This is a genomic window from Terrabacter koreensis (assembly GCF_054783315.1).
Genome location: NZ_BAAGQU010000012.1, coordinates 142,304 through 159,504, shown reverse-complemented (window position 1 = coordinate 159,504; position 17,201 = coordinate 142,304). Strand labels below are relative to the sequence as shown.

Sequence of the window (17,201 nt, the reverse complement as noted above, 5' to 3'; positions counted from 1 at the left end):
CACCGGCTCCACCGGGTCCACCGGGTCGTCCACGGCGCCCGGCCACACCGAACCGAACCACACACCACGCACCGAAGAGAACGGGTCCGGCCGGCTGGTCGCGACCGAACAGGGGACCGCATGAGCACCGCCGCCACCAAGCGACGGATCGGGATCATCTCCACCGTCGTCGTCGCACTCGTCGCGAGCCTGCTCGTCTGGCTCGCGACGCGCAGCGAGGGCGAGGTGGTCCGCAAGGCCGACCTCAACGACGGCGGCATCTGGGTGACCAACTCCGAGCAGTCGCGCTTCGGGCGCATCAACAAGGCCGCGGGCCAGCTCGATGCCGGCGTCTACGCCGACGTGAGCGCCAGCTCGGGTCTCGACCTGTTCCAGGACGGCGCGACCGTCCTGGGCTACACCCGGGCGAGCAACCAGGTCGTGCCGATCAACCCCTCGGAGGGGACGCTCCGCAACGAGCAGGCGGTGCTGCTGCCCAAGGCGAGCACGGCGACCGGCAACCGCGTCTTCACCACCCCGCCCGTCGACGTGCGTGGCGGCTCCGTCGCGATGATCGACCCGGCCACGGGTGAGCTGCGCGCCCAGCGTTTCGACCAGCGGGCGGGCCTCACGGGTCTCGACGGGCTGCAGACCCAGGCCAAGCCGCTCGCCAAGGTGGGCGCCAACGCGGCAGTCGCGGTCGGTGTCGACGGCACCGTCTACGCGCTCTCGGCGGCGAAGGGCACGATCACCGTCCTGCGCCCCACCGGACCCAGCACCTTCGACAAGCCGGTCACGACCGAGCTGAAGTTCTCCTCGAAGTCGGCGCAGGTGACCGCCGTCGGCTCCCACTGGGTCGTGTGGGACTCGGGCACGGGCAAGCTCTACTCCGACGCGCTGCCCGAGCCGCAGCAGCTGTCGGTCGGCAACGCCGAGCCCGGCAACCCCGCCTTCGCCGCCCTGCAGCAGCCGGGACCCGACGCGGCCTCGGTCCTGATCCAGGACGAGTCGCAGCTGTCGCAGGTGTCGCTGACCGGTGACAGCCCGTCGACGGGCGGCGTCAAGCTCAGTCAGGGCGCGCCGGGCCAGCAGCTCTTCCTCTCGGCCCCCGTGCGTCTCGCCAGCTGCATCCACGCCGCCTGGGCCGACCCGTCGAACGTGTACTACGGCCGTAACTGTGGTTCGCCCACCGACGCCGACACGGTCGACCTCGGGGCGATGAAGAAGGGCGTGCGCACCGACGGCGTGAAGCTGCGCGTCAACCGCGGTCTCATCGTGCTCAACGACCTCGACTCCGGCGACGTGTGGGACATCGATCGCGACAAGGTCAAGATCGACAACTGGAACTCGGTCATCCCGCCGCCCCAGACCGACGACAAGAACAAGAAGAAGGACGAGAACCTCCTCGACGACCAGCAGAACCGCACGCCGCCCAAGGCGCAGCCGGACGTCATGCAGGTGCGGCCCGGTCGCACGTCCACGCTCCACGTCCTCGACAACGACTCCGACAGCCAGGGCTCGATCCTCGCCATCTCGCCGGGTGACGTCACGCAGCCCGATGCGGCCGGCATCCAGGCCACCCCGTCCGCCGACGGGCAGACGGTCCAGGTGACGGTCCCCGAGGAGGCCCGCACCGAGGGGTTCTCCTTCAGCTACACCGTCAACAACGGCACGACGGCCAAGAACGGACGGGCCACCGCGAAGGTCACCGTCCGCATCATCACCGACGACGTGAACTCGGCCCCCAGGCTGCGCGCGGGCCAGGCCCGTCTGGCGCAGACCTCCTACCCGGTCGTCGCGAACGGCTCCGTGCGCGTCGGTGTGGTCGCCGACTGGCGCGACGCCGAGAACGACCCGATCCAGGTGACGCCCGTCGACGTCGAGACCACCGGCGTGGACGGATCCGGCGCCCTGACGATCAAGGCGAAGGGCGAGAAGGGCGACCAGGTTGCCAAGTACGTCGTCGACGACGGCCGCGGCGGCACCGCCCAGTCCTCGGTCAGCCTCGACGTGCTGAGCGAGGACGACACGAAGCCCGTCCGCCCCCGCACGCAACCCGACGTCGTGCGCGCGGTCGTCGGCAAGCCCGTGCAGCTGCAGCCGCTCGGCAACGACATCGCCGGCGCCGACCCCACCGACCCCGAGGCGCGCATGCGTCTCGCGCAGGCGGTCCGCGGCCCGGGGCAGCTGAGGCTCGACTCCAACCTCGACACCGGCGTCGTGACCGTGACGGGCCAGACGCCCGGCACCTCGGTCGTGACCTACACGGCGCAGGTCGGTGCCGGGGTGGCGACGGGGCGCATCCGCGTCGACATCCTGCCCGACAAGGACAACGACGCGCCGCCCGTCGCCACCCCCGACGCCGCGGTGCTCCGTGGGCAGACGCCGGTCATCGCCGACGTCCTGTCCAACGACTACAGCCCGCGCAGCGACGTCCTCGTCGTCCAGCGTGTCGAGTCGTCCCAGGCCTGGCTGCGCGCCTCGATCGTGCAGGGCCGGTGGGTCCGGGTGCAGGCCACGTCTCCAGTCGATGGAGCTGTCACACGTCAAGGGGCAGTCCGCTACACGATCTCCGACGGCACGAAGACCGCCGTCGGCGAGCTCTCGGTCGTCCAGAAGTCCGAACCCAAGGAGAGGGTCCGTCCGACCGTGGTCGACGACGTCGCCACGGTTCGGGTCGGCGACGCCGTGACGATCCCGGCACTGGACAACGACTCCATGAGCGAGGGCATCCCGCTCAAGCTCGCGCCCGAGGTGCGGGTGCTGTCCGGTGGCGGCCAGGCCTTCGCGTCGGGCACCGTCGTGCGCTACGTCCCCGAGGTCACGGCGATGACCGGTCCGAAGACCGCCACTCTCGAGTACACGACCTACCCGGAGGGCCAGCGCGGGCGCGGTGGAAGCGGTCGCATCACCGTGACGATCAACCCGCTGCCCGACGCCGTGAGGTACCCCAACCAGCCGCCGCAGGCCCGCAGCTTCAGCGCCAGCGTCACGGCCGGCGACACCCTGTCGATCACGGTGCCGACGAGCGGCGTCGACCCCGACGGCGACCTCACCTTCGTCAGCGGCATCGTCGGCGACGACAGCGGCCCCGTGGACCTGCGCTTCGGCCGCGTCGTCGGCTTCGGCGCGGCGACGATCCGTTACGAGGCCTACCCGCGCAGCGCGGGCACCGAGGTCATCCGCTACCAGCTGCGTGACCGGTTCGGCGCGACGAGCGACGGCTTCGTGCGCGTCGGCGTCGTGCAGCCCGGAGACCCGCAGCCGCCCGTCGCCGTCGAGGACGACGTCGTCGCCGCGCCCGGCCGCACGGTCCGCGCCGACGTGCTCGCCAACGACCTCATCGCAGCGGGCGACTCCGTCTCGCTCGTCGACCTGGCCACCCTCAACGACGCGGACGTCCTCAAGCAGTTCCAGCGGCAGAAGGACGACTCCTTCAAGGTCGTCGTGCCCGAGGTCGGCCCCGCCAAGGTGCTGACCTACGGCATCACGAACGGCCTGTTCGACCCCTCCAAGTCGACCCTGACCGTTCGTGGGCAGAAGGACTTCAACAACCCGCCGACGGCTGTCGACGACACCGGTTCCGTCAAGCCCGGCGAGACCTCGATCCTCGTCGACGCGCTCGCCAACGACCGCGACCTCGACGGCGACCAGTCGCAGCTGAAGATCGTGAAGTTCTACGGCGACGGGGTCACACGAGAGGGCCGCAAGCTGCGCATCCAGCTGCGCCCCCAGGCCCGCGTCGTCCCGTACGTCATCGAGGACGCCGACGGCGCGCAGGCGATGGCCCTCGTCTACGTCCCGGCCGGCAACAACGGCCAGCCCTACGTCGTGGCCGGCAAGACCGTCAAGATGGGCGCCGACTCGACCGTGAAGGTGCCGCTCGGCGACTACGTCATCGACCCGCGTGGCGGCAAGGTCTCGGTCACCTCGCCCGACACCGTGTCGACGTCGCCCGACGAGAACCTCCAGTCCGCGGTCACGTCGGCGACCGAGCTCACGCTGACGTCGACGAACGGCTACGTCGGTCCGGCCGCCCTCATGCTCGAGGTCACCAACGCGACGGGCCCGGGCGACAAGTCGGCCCGGAAGACGTACGTCACGGTCCCGGTCCAGATCGGACCCGACGTGCCCGTGCTGCGATGCCCCGACCACGAGGTGCTCCTCGCGGCCGACGGCCCCGCACGCACCTTCGACATCCCGCGGCTCTGCCACGCCTGGCTGCCCGACGGGCTCGACTCCGGCACCGCGGCGTACGAGGCGACCTGGGACCCGGCCGCCGACCGCGTCGACCTGTCGCAGGTCGGGCAGGGCGGCCGCCAGGTCGTCCTCAAGGCGCAGGCCGCAGCCCAGGCCGGCACCACCGGTGCCGTCGCCGTCAAGGCCAAGGGTGGGGCCGAGACCTTCAAGATCAAGGTGCGCGTCACGAGCGCGCCCCCGATCGCCACGATGCGCCCCGTCACGGTCGAGGGCCTCATCGCCGGCACGAGCCGCACGGTGAACCTCGCCCAGTACCTCGACAGCCCGCTCACCGCACCGCAGTGCTCGGTGCAGTCCAGCCAGGTCGTCTCGGGAGTCGGCGTCACCGCGTCGACGAGCGGCTGCCAGCTGACGGTCTCGGCGTCCGAGAAGGCCCGCAACGACACCAAGATCGCGGTCCGAGTCCTAGACGCCCCCGGGCGCCCGCAGGCACGCGGCCAGGTCACCGTTACTGTCCGCAGCAAGCCGGACCCCACCGACGCCCCCGTGGCCGTCGCCGACCGCATCCTCGGCAGCACGGCCCGCGTCGACTGGCGGCCGCCCACCTACGACGGCGGCCTGCCCATCGCGCAGTACGAGGTCATCGGCAACGGGGGTGAGGTGCGCCAGGTCTGCACGAGCTCGCCGTGCACCATCACCGGCCTCACCAACGGCAAGGACTACTCGTTCACCGTCCGCTCGCAGAACGCCGTCGGCTGGTCCGACGAGAGCCCGAGGAGCAACACGGTCCGCCCCGACACCAAGCCCAAGGCGACGGTCATCAGCAACGTCGTCCCCGGTGACCGCAAGCTCACCGTGAACTGGACGGCGCCGCCCAACGAGGGCAGCGACGTCACCGACTACCGCGTCCAGTACACCGACATCGGCACCAGCGCGGGGTCCGGCGGCATCGTCCCGGTCAAGGCTCCGGCCCTGACCAAGGTGCTCACGGGCCTGATCAACAACGACGCCTACAACATCCGCGTGCAGGCCAAGAACGGCGCGGGCTGGGGTCCGTTCGGCCCCACCGTCAAGGCGCAGTCGTTCGGCAAGCCGGCCAACGTGCCGGCCCCGGCGCTGTCGCCGCGCACGCCGGTGCCCGGTGAGACGAACGCCCAGGTGGTGATCTCGTGGCCGGCCACCGACCCCAACGGTCCGCCGATCACCCAGTACGACGTGTACCGGCGCACCGGTGGCGGCGCCTGGAACCTCATCGCGACCCGCTCGGGCGGCGAGTCGCGCACGGCGAGCGACACGATCCCGTACGAGGGCCAGACGGTGCAGTACGTCGTCACGGCCACCAACGGCGGGCCCGCCACCTCCGACAAGGCGAACTACGCCTCCTACGTGGCCAACGGCTACCCGGACACCCCGACCCTGCTCACCGCGACGACGCCTCGTGCCGACAAGACGATCGACGTGACGTTCCGCATCGGGTCGGCCCACGCGGCCTCGTACGACCGGATCCACTGGACGACCGACGGCGTCACGGGCTCGTTCCCGTGCACCGGAGGTGCCTGCCCGTCGGCCGGCACGACGCGCCCGCTCGAGACGACGTCGAGGACCATCGCGATCCGGGCGTGCAACTCCGCGGGCTACTGCTCGCCGATGTCCAACGCCATCCGGGTGCATCCGTACGGCCCGACGCAGGGCGTGCCCAACCTGCGCGAGACGCACGACAACAACAGCATCACGTTCTCGTGGGGCACGCCTGCGAACAACGGCCGCCCGATCACCGGCTACGAGATCGACGGTGACCGCAACACGACGGTCGGTGCGGGCACGCACTCGACGACCTTTGGGGGTCTGGGTTTCTCAGAGAGCAAGAGAATCCGTGTCAGGGCCATCGCCCAGGACTCCGGCCCCGGTCCGTGGACCGCATATGTGACCGGAACGACGAACGATGCACCCAAGCCGATCGTGCGGTCGGTCTACAAGGGCTCCCAGTGCCCGGCCTCGGGCGACTGCTGGGATCCGGTGCAACGCAAATGGTGTGGCACGAACTGCAACCACATCGGCTACAACATCGACAACTTCGTTGGTCCGATCTCCTGCTCCGTGAGTGGGTGGTCCGAGCCTGACAACGGCGGGGGCGGAACGATCGAGCCCCGAAATGGCGGCAACGACTCCAACAAGTTCCTCGGCTATCCCGACCAGTCAGTCAGAGTGACGTGCACCGGGAGGGGTGCGGACGGGCAGATCTACTCACCGTCGGACATCAAGAGTCCTTGGGGGTGACGCCGCGGACCCCTCCGCGGCGCCCCGAACCAGCCGCACGGCATACCCCAGATCGATGAAACACCTGACAGGAGAACGACACCCATGACGGCCACTCCCAGCACCGGTCGCGTCACCAGCCAGATCACCCAGGAGCAGGTCACCTGGTTCGCGCACACCTTCGACCAGCTCGTCGGCAACATCGAGAAGGCCGTGCTGGGCAAGCAGCACGTGACGCGCCTCGCCCTGACCTGTCTGCTGTCAGAGGGCCACATGCTCCTCGAGGACTTCCCGGGCACCGGCAAGACGCAGCTCGCCCGCGCGCTGTCGGCGACGGTGCAGGGCACGCACAGCCGCATCCAGTTCACGCCCGACCTGCTCCCGAGCGACGTCACCGGCGTCACGATCTACGAGCCGACGAAGCAGAGCTTCGAGTTCCACCCCGGCCCGATCTTCGCGACCATCGTCCTCGCCGACGAGATCAACCGCGCCTCGCCCAAGACGCAGTCGGCGCTGCTGGAGGTCATGGAGGAGGGCCGCGTCACGATCGACGGCAAGCCGCACTCGGTCGGTGAGCCGTTCATGGTCATCGCCACGCAGAACCCCATCGAGCAGGCCGGCACCTACCGCCTGCCCGAGGCGCAGCTCGACCGCTTCCTCATGAAGGCGAGCGTCGGCTACCCCGACCACGAGGCGACGATCGCCGTCCTCGCCGACGCCAAGACGCGCGACCGCGCCAAGACGCTGAGCCCCCTCATCGCGAGCAACGTCATCGTCGAGATGAGCAAGCTCGCCGACGAGATCCATGTCGACCCGGCGATCCTCGGCTACGTCAGCCGCATCGCCGAGGAGTCGCGTCGCCACCCGAGCCTCAAGCTCGGCCTCTCGGTGCGCGGCTGTCTCGCGTACGTGCGCTGCGCGAAGACGTGGGCGGCCAGCCAGGGCCGCACCTACGTCGTCCCCGACGACATCAAGGTGCTGGCCGAGCCGGTGCTCAGCCACCGTCTGCTCCTCAACGCGGAGGCACAGTTCGCGGGGACGACGGTCGAGCAGTGCGTGGACCAGATCCTCGGCGACATCGCGCCGCCGGCCGAGCGCGCCTCGGCCTGACCGAGTCCGGCCCGCGAAACACAGGCAGAAGCACACAAGGGGACCGCATGACCCAGCAGGACCAGGGGGCCACGTCGTCGCGCCGCGGCGGCCGCTTCCGTATGCCGTCACGCCGGGGAGCGTCGGCCGGTGCCGGGGCGCCCGTGGCCGGCGCGCCCGTGGCCGGCGCGCCCGTGGCCGGGGCGGCAGCGTCGGCCCCCGCGGCCGGGGGCCGCGCGAGGGCCGTCACCGGGACGACGAGCCGCGGCATCCGCCAGATCACCCAGCCGATCACCCGCTCCATCGAGCAGGTGGCCGACCAGACCCAGGGTGTCTGGCGGCCCGTCGCCGGCGTGCTGCGCTGGGTCTCGCCGCTCGGCTGGACGATCCTCGGGCTCGGTGTGGCCTGCTGGCTCGTCGGTGCGCGCTGGGGCTGGACCGAGCTGCTCATGGTGGCCGCGGCCGCCCTCGTGCTCTTCCTCGTCTGCTTCGCGCTCGCGCTGGGTCGCACGAAGGTCCGCATCCTGGCCGAGGTCGATCCGCGCCGGGTCGTCGTCGGTGAGCCGGCGACGGGGCGGATCCTCGTCACCAACGAGGCCCGCACCCCGATGCTGCCGATCCTCGTCGAGCTGCCCGTGGGGCTGTCGGCCGCGCGCTTCGTGCTGCCGGCACTGACGCCGGGCAACGCCCACGAGGAGCTCTTCGTCGTCCCGACGTCGCGCCGCGGCGTCATCCAGGTCGGCCCGGCGACGACGGTGCAGGGAGACCCGCTCGGTCTCATGCGCCGCACCCTGACGTGGACCGAGCGCACCGAGCTGTTCGTGCACCCGCGCACCGTCGCGCTCGAGTCGCTCGGGGCGGGCCTGCTGCGCGACCTCGAGGGCAGCACCACCGAGGACGTCTCGATGAGCGACCTCGCCTTCCACGCCCTGCGCGAGTACCAGCCGGGTGACGACCGCCGCTACATCCACTGGCGCAGCTCGGCCAAGGCGGGTCGCCTGCTCGTGCGCCAGTTCCTCGACACGAGGCGCTCGCACGTGACGATCATCGTCGACCCGGACCCGGAGCAGTACCGCTCCGGCCACGGCAAGACGGGCCGCACCGACCGCGACGTCGAGCGCGACGTCATGGCGGCCAACGCGCCGACGGCCATCCAGGCCGACGTCGAGACGGCGATCTCGGTGGGGTCGTCGATCATGGTCCGCGTCATGCTCGACGAGCAGGACTGCACGATGGTCTGCGGCGCGCAGAAGGTCACGAAGTCGGTGCCGCAGGTCGGCCTCGACGCCATGTCGCGGGTCGAACCCGGCCCCATCGACCTGTTCGCGGTGAGCCTCGATGCCACCGATCTGGCGCCGGACACCTCAACCGTCTTCATCGTCACCGGCCCGCACCGGCCGTTCATCGAGCTGCAGCGCGCGGCCGGGCAGTTCCCGCCCGAGGTGACGCGCGTCATCGTCGTGGTCGACCCGTTGGCCGAGCACGGCCTGCGCCGTGGTGGGGGTCTCACGATCCTCACGCTGAGCACGCTCGAGGACCTCCGTCCCCTCCTGTTCACCGGAGTCGCCCGATGAGCCAGACCGCCATTCCCGCACCGCCGCCGAGTGCGCTCGTGCAGCCACCGACCGTGCGCGAGCGCGTGGGGGCCCAGCTGGCGAGGCTGCGGCCGTCGGCCCCGATGCTCGTCGACGCCGGATTCACGGCGGCCCTCGTCGGTATCGCCCTCGTGGGCTTCCGCACGACCTTCTTCGGGCTCGGCTGGCTGTGGGTCGGTCTCGCCGGCCTGCTGCTCGGCCTCGTCGTGAGCCACGTGGGGGCGGCGTTACGGGCCTTCGGCGTCGTGACGCTGCTCGGCGTCGCCGTGGCCTACCTGCTCCTGGCGGGACCCATCGCCGTGCGCGAGGACCTCGTCGCCGGGTTCCTCCCTTCGGGGTCGACGTTCGCGACCCTCGTGCACATGGCGGTGCCGGGCTGGAAGGAGCTGCTGACGGCCCTGCCGCCGGTGGACTCCGAGGGCCCGTACATGGCGCTGCCCTTCCTCTTCGGGCTCGTCGGCGCAGCCCTCACCTACGGCGTCGCCCGCCGGTGGCCCGGCGCCGTCCTGGCGCTCGTCGCGCCCATCGCGCTGCTCGTCGCCTCGATCGTGCTCGGCACGTCCACTCCGGCCGCGGTGCTGGTCCAGGGCGCCGTGTTCGCGCTGGTGGCCATCGGCTGGGCGGCCCTGCGCAGCAACCGCAACCGCCCGGCGCTCCAGAACGGCGCCGGTCGCACGACGCGCGCCCTGACGACGGCCGCCCTGCTCGCCGTCGCCACCGTCGGTGGCTTCTTCGTCGGGCCGATGCTCCCCGGCGCCGACCAGGGCCGCACGGTCTTCCGTTCCTCGCTCACGCCGCCGTTCGACGTGAGCCAGTACGCCTCGCCGCTCGCCGGTTTCCGGCAGTACACGGAGCCCAACGGGGCGAAGCAGTTCGACAAGACGCTGCTCACGGTCAAGGGCCTGCCGGCGAACGTGCCGCTGCGCTTCGCAGCTCTGGACTCGTACGACGGGTACGTCTGGGGCGCGGGCAACTTCGCCAACCTCGGCGACGGTCCCGTCCCCGATGGCACGAGCTTCCGCAAGGTCGGCTCGCACATCGGCGCCGAGGGCCCGGGGCAGGAGGTCACGGCAACCGTGTCCGTGCCCGCGGGTGGCTACAGCGACGTGTGGCTCCCGACCTTCGGCACCGTCACCGGCCTCGACTTCGGCGGCGGCCGTGGCGACCAGCTCAAGGACGACCTGCGCTTCAACATCGACACCAACACCGGTGTGCTTCCGGTCAGGCTCGCGGCCGGTGACCAGTACACCGTCACCGCCTACGTCCAGACCCCGCCGAAGGACCTGCCGAAGACGGTCGACGTCGCCGACGGCTCGACCGTCGACGTGTCGGCCCTGACGTTCCTCGACGACAAGGTGACGCCGTGGACCGACCGGGTCGACGGCCAGTGGGAGAAGGTCGCGGCCGTCGCCAAGGCCCTCCAGGACGGTGCCTACACGGACGGTGGGGCGCCCGGCGACTACCAGAACGTCTTCCTGCCCGGGCACAGCCTGCTGCGGATGAGCCAGTTCATGAAGTCGACCCAGCTGGCCGGCAACGACGAGCAGTACGCCGCGGCGTACGCCTTGGTCGCCAACCGCCTCGGCGTCCCGGCGCGTGTCGTGCTGGGCGCGATCCCCGAGGCGGGCGGGGTCGTCAAGGGCAAGGACGTGCGGGCGTGGGTCGAGGTCAAGCTCGCCGACGACTCGTGGTTGCCGATCCTCGCCACGCAGTTCGTCCCCGAGCGGAACAAGAAGCCGCAGCAGCTGATCCGCAAGTCGGAGGAGAAGAAGACCGGCGCGCAGGTGCCGCCGCCCGCTGCCAACAACCCGCCGAGCGTGCTCCAGGGCCCCGACCAGGCGCAGAACGCGACGCAGCTGCGCAACCCCCCGAAGGACGACAACCCCCTCAACCCCGACAACTGGCCGGACTGGCTGCGCTGGCTGTTCTTCTACGTGCTCCTCCCGCTCGCCGTCCTGCTCGTGCTCTACGGGGCGATCCGGGGTGCCAAGTGGCTGCGTCGTCGACGCCGGCGCACGACCGGGAGCACGGCTGCACGGGTCACCGGTGGCTGGCGCGAGATCATCGACGCCGCGCGCGATCTGCGGATGCCGCTGCCCGCCAAGGGAACCCGCCTGGAGCAGGCGCGCGCGCTGGAGCTGCACGTCGACGGGCCCCCGCCGCCGAGGCCCAGCGTCGTCGTCGACGGGGCCCTCATGGGTGCGCCCATGTCGAGTGCCCACTTTCCGCCCAACCCGGCGACGGTCACGCCGTCCCCTGACGGAGGGAAGGTCAGCACTCGACCACTGGCGCTCGTGCCGGTCGCAGCCGCCGCCAACGGGCACGTCTTCGACGTGGAGGAGCCGTCGCCGGAGGAGGTCGCGGCCTTCTGGGAGGACGTCGACACCGCGCGTCGTCGCCTCCGGTCGGGCCAGTCGCTCTGGCAGCGTCTGCGCGCCGACGTCTCACTGCGCACGTTCCGTGACCACCTGCCGACGGGCTCGGGCCTCGGTCCGGCCGCCCGCCGCACCACGCGTGGGCAGGCCAAGGGGGCTCCGAGCCGGCGACGCGGCCGCAGCACGAAGGCCGGCGTCGGCACGGTCGCCCCCGGCGACACGAGGGCGAGCCGTCGAGGGAACGGACGCACGGGCAGGGCGAAGGCCGGCACGGGTGCCGGCAAGAAGGGTGACGCGTGAAGCTGAAGTTCGTCCTCCGGTCGGGCGACCGGGAGACCGATCTCGTCGCGACCACCGACTCGGCGACGACCGTCGGAGACCTCGCCGCCTACCTGGCCGCGGCCGACCCGAACCGCCCGAGCGTGCTCGGCGTCGACGCGTCGATGACGCTCGCGCTCGTCGACCAGGACCTGCGCGGTCTCGACCCCCGGGCCACCGTCGCCGAGAGCGGGCTCCAGTCGGGCATGCGCGTGTCGGTCACGCGGGCCGGCGAGGGGTTCGTCGACCGCGGCCGGCCGGCGGCGGTGGCGTACATCCGCTCCGGCCCCGACGCGGGCAAGGAGTTCGCGCTCGCCCGCGGCACGGCATACGTCGGCCGCGGGCGCGGCTGCGAGGTGCAGCTCGCCGACGAGTCCGTGTCGCGCAAGCACGCCAAGCTCGTCATCCAGGAGGTCGTCGAGGTCGTCGACCTCGGCTCGGCCAACGGCATCACCGCCGGCGGCCAGCAGGTGACGCGCGCCCACCTCAAGAGCGGCGACGTCGTGCGGCTCGGCGACACCGAGCTCGAGGTGCACGTCCAGGGTGACGGTGTCGTGAGCCGGCCCGGCAGCGGCGTCCTCTCCGGCGACGCCGGCACCGTGGCGTTCTCGCGCTCGCCGCGCGTCGCCCCGCTCTTCAAGGGCCAGGAGTTCCAGGTCCCCGACCTGCCCGAGCGCGGCAAGATCCAGCCGATGCCCATGGTCGCGATGGTCGTGCCGCTGCTGATGGGTGTCGTGATGTACCTCATCACCCGCAGCGCCTTCAGCATCGTCTTCATGCTGATGATGCCGATGATGATGGCCGGCACCTACTACGAGGCACGCCGCCAGCAGAAGAAGGACTTCGCGCAGGCGATGGTCGACTTCAAGGAGGACCTCGGCCTGCTGTCGCAGCGCATCCGCGGCTCGCTCGACGCCGAGGGCCACACCCGCCGCGGGGAGCACCCCAGTGGGGCGGAGTGCCTGGCCGCGGTGCGTGACCGCAGCGCGCTCCTCTGGACCCGCCGCCGCGACGTGCCCGGGTACGCCGAGCTGCGACTCGGGCTGGGCACGCTGGCGTCGCGGTCGGCGATCAAGATGCCGGCCGTCGGACGATCGAAGGCCGAGGCCTGGCTCGAGGTGTCCGAGCAGCTGCGCGGCCTCGAGGTGGTGCACGACGTCCCCGTCGTCGCGACCCCCCTCTCGGACGGCGCGATCGGCGTCGCGGGCCAGCGCGGCAACGCGCTCGGCGCCGCGCGGTCGGTGGTGCTCCAGGCCGCCGCCCTGCACTCGCCGGCCGAGCTCGCGGTCTGCGCGTTCGCGTCGGGCAGCTCGGCGCGCGACTGGGACTTCCTCAAGTGGCTGCCGCACACCACGTCGCCGCACAGTCCCGTCGGCACCGGCCACCTCGCGGCCAGCGCCCCGGCCTGCTCCGCGCTCGCCGACGCCCTCGAGGACATCGTCGACGCCAAGGGGTCGCCGAGCGAGCAGCAGGAGGCCACCGCCACCCGCCCCACCGTGCTCGTGCTCGTCGAGGGCGACGCCCCGATCGACCGCAGCCGGCTCGTCGCGATCGCCGAACGTGGCCACCGGCACGGTGTGGTCATCGTGTGGGTCGCCGAGTCCCAGCAGCTGCTCCCCGCTGCGTGCCACACCTTCCTCGTCGTCAGCGACGACGAGAGCTCGCTCGCCGGCTACGTCCAGGCCGGCGAACAGGTGCAGCCCGTCGCGGTCGACCGGATCGGCTACGACGAGGCGATGGCGTGTGCCCGCATGCTCGCGCCCGTCGTCGACGCCGGCGTGCCGGTCGACGACGCGAGCGACCTCCCCCGGGCCGTCTCGCTGCTCACCCTCGCCGGCACCGACCTGGCCAGCAGTGAGCAGGCCGTCATCGAGAAGTGGGGCGAGTCGCGCTCGATCCTCACCGGGCCCTACGCGCCTGCCGTGCTGCCGCGCAAGCCCGGCAACCTGCGGGCGATCGTCGGCCAGTCGAGCCAGGGCACCTTCTCCGTCGACATCCGCAGCGACGGCCCGCACGCCCTCGTCGGCGGCACCACCGGCGCCGGCAAGTCCGAGCTGCTCCAGGCCTGGATCCTCGGCATGGCGGCCGCCCACTCCCCGCAGCGCGTCACCTTCCTGCTCGTGGACTACAAGGGCGGATCGGCCTTCCGCGACTGCGTGAAGCTGCCGCACACCGTCGGCCTCGTCACCGACCTCTCGCCGCACCTCGTGCGCCGGGCGCTCGCCTCGCTCGCCGCCGAGCTGCACTACCGCGAGCACCTGCTCGCCCGGCACAAGGCCAAGGACCTCGTCGAGCTCGAGCGCCGCGGCGAGGTCGACGCCCCGCCCTCGCTCATCATCGTCGTCGACGAGTTCGCCGCCCTCGTGCAGGAGGTGCCCGAGTTCGTCGACGGCGTCGTCAACGTCGCCCAGCGCGGCCGGTCGCTCGGCCTGCACCTCATCCTCGCGACGCAGCGCCCGGCCGGCGTCATCAAGGACAACCTGCGCGCCAACACCAACCTGCGCATGGCGCTGCGGATGGCCGACGAGAACGACTCCGACGACGTGCTCGGCAGCAAGGAGGCCGCGTTCTTCGACCCGTCGCTGCCCGGCCGCGCCGTGTCCAAGACGGGCCCGGGCCGGCTCGTCCCCTTCCAGACGGGGTATGCCGGCGGGTGGACCTCCGACGTGCCGCCCCCGCCGGACATGAAGGTCGAGACCCTCACCTTCGGCGCCGGCATCGAGTGGGAGCCGCCGCGCGGAGAGGGCAGCGACGACGCCGTCGACCTCGGCCCCACCGACATCCAGCGTCTCGTCGGCAGCCTGGGCCGGGCGGCCCGGATGGCCCAGCTGCCCAAGCCGCGCAAGCCGTGGCTGCCCGACATGCGCCCCGTCTACGACCTCGCGACGCTGCCGACCCAGCGCCGCGACGACGAGCTCGTCTTCGGTGTCGCAGACGACCCCGACAACCAGGCCCAGCCCGAGGTCGCGTTCCGCCCCGACAAGGAGGGCAACATCGCGATCTACGGCACGTCGGGCTCGGGCAAGTCGGTCTTCCTCCGCTCGATGGCGGTCGCGGCCGGCTACACGGTGCGCGGCGGCCCCTGCCACGTCTACGGGCTCGACTTCGGCAACCGGGGTCTCGCGATGCTCGAGACGCTGCCGCACGTCGGCTCGATCGTCCCCGGCGGCGACCACGAGCGCGTGACCCGCCTGCTGCGCATGCTGCGCGCGACGATCGACGAGCGGGCCACCCGCTACTCGGCCGTGAGCGCGGCGACGATCACCGACTTCCGCCGCCTGTCGGGACACGGCGACGAGCCGCGCGTCATCGTCCTCATCGACGGCATGACCGCCTTCCGGCAGGCCTACGAGGTGGGTGGCCGGTTCCAGTGGCTCGACATGCTCGCCGGGCTCGCTGCCGACGGCCGTCCGGTCGGCGTGCACTTCATCATCGCCAGCGACCAGCGCACCGGCCTGCCGACCAACCTCGCCGCCGCGGTGCAGGGCCGGATCATCCTGCGCATGAGCAACCTCGACGACTACTCGGTGTTCGGGGTGCCGGGCGACGTGCTCACGATGGCGTCCCCTCCCGGTCGCGGCCTCATGGCCGGCTCCGAGGTGCAGGTCGCAGTGCTCGGTGGCTCGTCCGACGTCACGGTGCAGGCCGCCGCGATCGAGGCGTTCGCCGACGCGACCCGCAAGGCCGGCGTCAGCCAGGCGCCGCCCATCGAGAGCCTCGCCGAGGAGATCCCGCTCGGTGACCTGCCGGCGGAGTTCGGGGGCCGGCCCGTCCTGGGTGTCGCCTCCAGCTCCCTCGCGCCGCACGGCTTCGACCCCAAGGGCACCTTCATCATCACCGGCCCGTCCGGCTCCGGTCGCACCACGGCCGTCGCCGCCACCGCGGCCGGGCTCTTCCGGTTCAGCTCGGCGTCGGCGCTCTACCTCATGACGCCGCGCCGCAGCTCCGAGCTGCTCGACCTCGGCATCTGGGCCGAGACCGCCGTCGGCGCCGGCCCGACCTCGGCACTCGCGACGCGCCTGGCCGAGGAGATCGACGAGGGCCGCATCACCCGGCCCGTGGCGGTCTTCGTCGAGCGCATCGACGACCTCGCGCCGTCCGGCGCCGAGAACGCCCTGACCACCCTCGCCAAGGCCTGCGTCGACAACGACCAGCTCGTCGTCGCCGAGGGCGAGGCGGCGTTCTTCAGCAGCAACTTCGGCTTGCAGGCGCTGCTCAAGACGTCGCGCTCCGGCCTGGCGCTCCACCCGGACGGCAACGAGGGCCTGTCGGTGTTCAAGGCCAACCTGCCCGCCCTCAACCGCGCAGAGCTCCCCCCGGGCCGCGGTTTCGTCGTCGAGAAGGGCAAGTTCGAGCTGCTCCAGGTGGCCAAGCCGTGATGCTCGAGAGATCATCGAAAAGCCTGCGCCACATGGGGATTCGTGGTGCCACACGGCATACGCCCGGGTGTGGGCCAACCCGAGGAGGTCATGGGGAGTGCTCCCCATCGACACCCCACGAACGGTCACATAGGTTCATGCATGTCGACGAAAGCCGCCCATCAGGCGAAAGGGTGCGGACGTCGAGGAGTTTCGCAAGGCGCGGGCCTGAACGGTTGGTCCGGAAGAGAACTTCCCGAATCAGTCGGGGGAACACAGGCAAAGGAGAAGGTCATGGCTTGGCTCGGAATGAACGACGATGAGGTCAACGCCCAGGGCAACGTCCTGCAGCAGCAGGCGGAGGCCATCCAGAAGCTCATCACGAAGGTCGACCAGGAGGTCGAGTCGCTGAAGCAGAACTGGCAGGGTGACGACTCCAAGCAGTTCGAGCAGGAGTGGACCGGCACGCACCGTCCCGAGCTCCAGAAGGCCCAGAAGCTGCTCACCGAGATGAAGTCGACGATCGACCGCGAGGTCCAGCAGCAGCGCTCGACCTCGTCGCAGTACTGATCGACCTCACACCAGACCAACCACACGCAGACTTCTGAAGGGGAACTGACATGGCTGTTTACAAGAAGGGCATGAACGCCGACGCGGTGTCCGCGTCCGGCGACAAGCTCACCGGCTACAAGGGCGAGCTCGACGGCATCGTCGAGGCCGTCAACAGCGCCGTCTCCACGATCAAGGGCAACTGGGGCGGCACCGACGCCGAGCAGTTCCAGAGCGACTGGCACGGCCAGCGCCAGGTCGTCTCGGCCGCCGGCGACAAGCTCGACGCCATGGGCAAGAAGTGCAAGACCAACGCCGAGACGCAGAAGCAGACCTCGTCGAAGTGAGCCCGGCTGCTGCGTGAGCCCCGCTCCGCAGCACCGGACGAAGGGTGGCCGTTCCCGCGGGGGGAGCGGCCACCCTTCGTCGTTCCCCTGACTGGCCGGCCGGGCCGTATGCCGTCCGGTGACGTTTCACGGGAA

The 17,201-nt window shown here is 71.3% G+C and carries 7 protein-coding genes; all 7 read left to right on the top strand.

From position 1 onward, the window contains the following. Positions 1-120: 120 nt before the first annotated feature. The 7 genes from ACYVNR_RS19675 to ACYVNR_RS19645 all read left to right on the top strand — a co-directional run bounded on the left by ACYVNR_RS19675 (position 121) and on the right by ACYVNR_RS19645 (position 17,066). Entirely contained in the window at positions 121-6,456 is a 6,336-nt protein-coding gene (locus ACYVNR_RS19675; protein ID WP_461050413.1) for an Ig-like domain-containing protein, read from the top strand. Between the two features lie 84 nt (positions 6,457-6,540). Next, positions 6,541-7,545 carry an AAA family ATPase gene (locus ACYVNR_RS19670; RefSeq protein WP_045189067.1) on the top strand — a complete coding sequence of 335 codons (1,005 nt, stop codon included), beginning with the start codon at positions 6,541-6,543 and terminating at the stop codon, positions 7,543-7,545. 47 nt (positions 7,546-7,592) lie between these two features. Continuing rightward, complete coding sequence (locus ACYVNR_RS19665; RefSeq protein ID WP_461050410.1) at positions 7,593-9,098, top strand: DUF58 domain-containing protein; 1,506 nt, start codon at positions 7,593-7,595, stop codon at positions 9,096-9,098. After that, the gene (locus ACYVNR_RS19660; protein WP_461050408.1) at positions 9,095-11,794 is read left to right on the top strand and encodes a DUF3488 and transglutaminase-like domain-containing protein; all 2,700 of its coding nucleotides are present in this window, start codon (positions 9,095-9,097) and stop codon (positions 11,792-11,794) included. Before ACYVNR_RS19665 ends, ACYVNR_RS19660 begins: the two co-directional genes overlap by 4 nt. Next, positions 11,791-16,191 (top strand): FtsK/SpoIIIE domain-containing protein, encoded by a 4,401-nt coding sequence (locus ACYVNR_RS19655; RefSeq protein WP_461050406.1) that lies wholly within the window; start codon positions 11,791-11,793, stop codon positions 16,189-16,191. Before ACYVNR_RS19660 ends, ACYVNR_RS19655 begins: the two co-directional genes overlap by 4 nt. A 273-nt stretch (positions 16,192-16,464) precedes the next feature. Beyond that, positions 16,465-16,740 carry a WXG100 family type VII secretion target gene (locus ACYVNR_RS19650; protein WP_082080755.1) on the top strand — a complete coding sequence of 92 codons (276 nt, stop codon included), beginning with the start codon at positions 16,465-16,467 and terminating at the stop codon, positions 16,738-16,740. Between the two features lie 50 nt (positions 16,741-16,790). After that, complete coding sequence (locus tag ACYVNR_RS19645) at positions 16,791-17,066, top strand: WXG100 family type VII secretion target (RefSeq protein ID WP_458799055.1); 276 nt, start codon at positions 16,791-16,793, stop codon at positions 17,064-17,066. The last annotated feature ends 135 nt before the right edge of the window (positions 17,067-17,201 follow it).

What these genes read in the sequence shown, in the direction of transcription:
- ACYVNR_RS19675 (WP_461050413.1), top strand. Translation starts at nt 121, where the DNA reads ATGAGCACCGCCGCCACCAAGCGACGGATCGGGATCATCTCCACCGTC.
- ACYVNR_RS19670 (WP_045189067.1), top strand. Translation starts at nt 6,541, where the DNA reads ATGACGGCCACTCCCAGCACCGGTCGCGTCACCAGCCAGATCACCCAG.
- ACYVNR_RS19665 (WP_461050410.1), top strand. Translation starts at nt 7,593, where the DNA reads ATGACCCAGCAGGACCAGGGGGCCACGTCGTCGCGCCGCGGCGGCCGC.
- ACYVNR_RS19660 (WP_461050408.1), top strand. Translation starts at nt 9,095, where the DNA reads ATGAGCCAGACCGCCATTCCCGCACCGCCGCCGAGTGCGCTCGTGCAG.
- ACYVNR_RS19650 (WP_082080755.1), top strand. Translation starts at nt 16,465, where the DNA reads ATGGCTTGGCTCGGAATGAACGACGATGAGGTCAACGCCCAGGGCAAC.
- ACYVNR_RS19645 (WP_458799055.1), top strand. Translation starts at nt 16,791, where the DNA reads ATGGCTGTTTACAAGAAGGGCATGAACGCCGACGCGGTGTCCGCGTCC.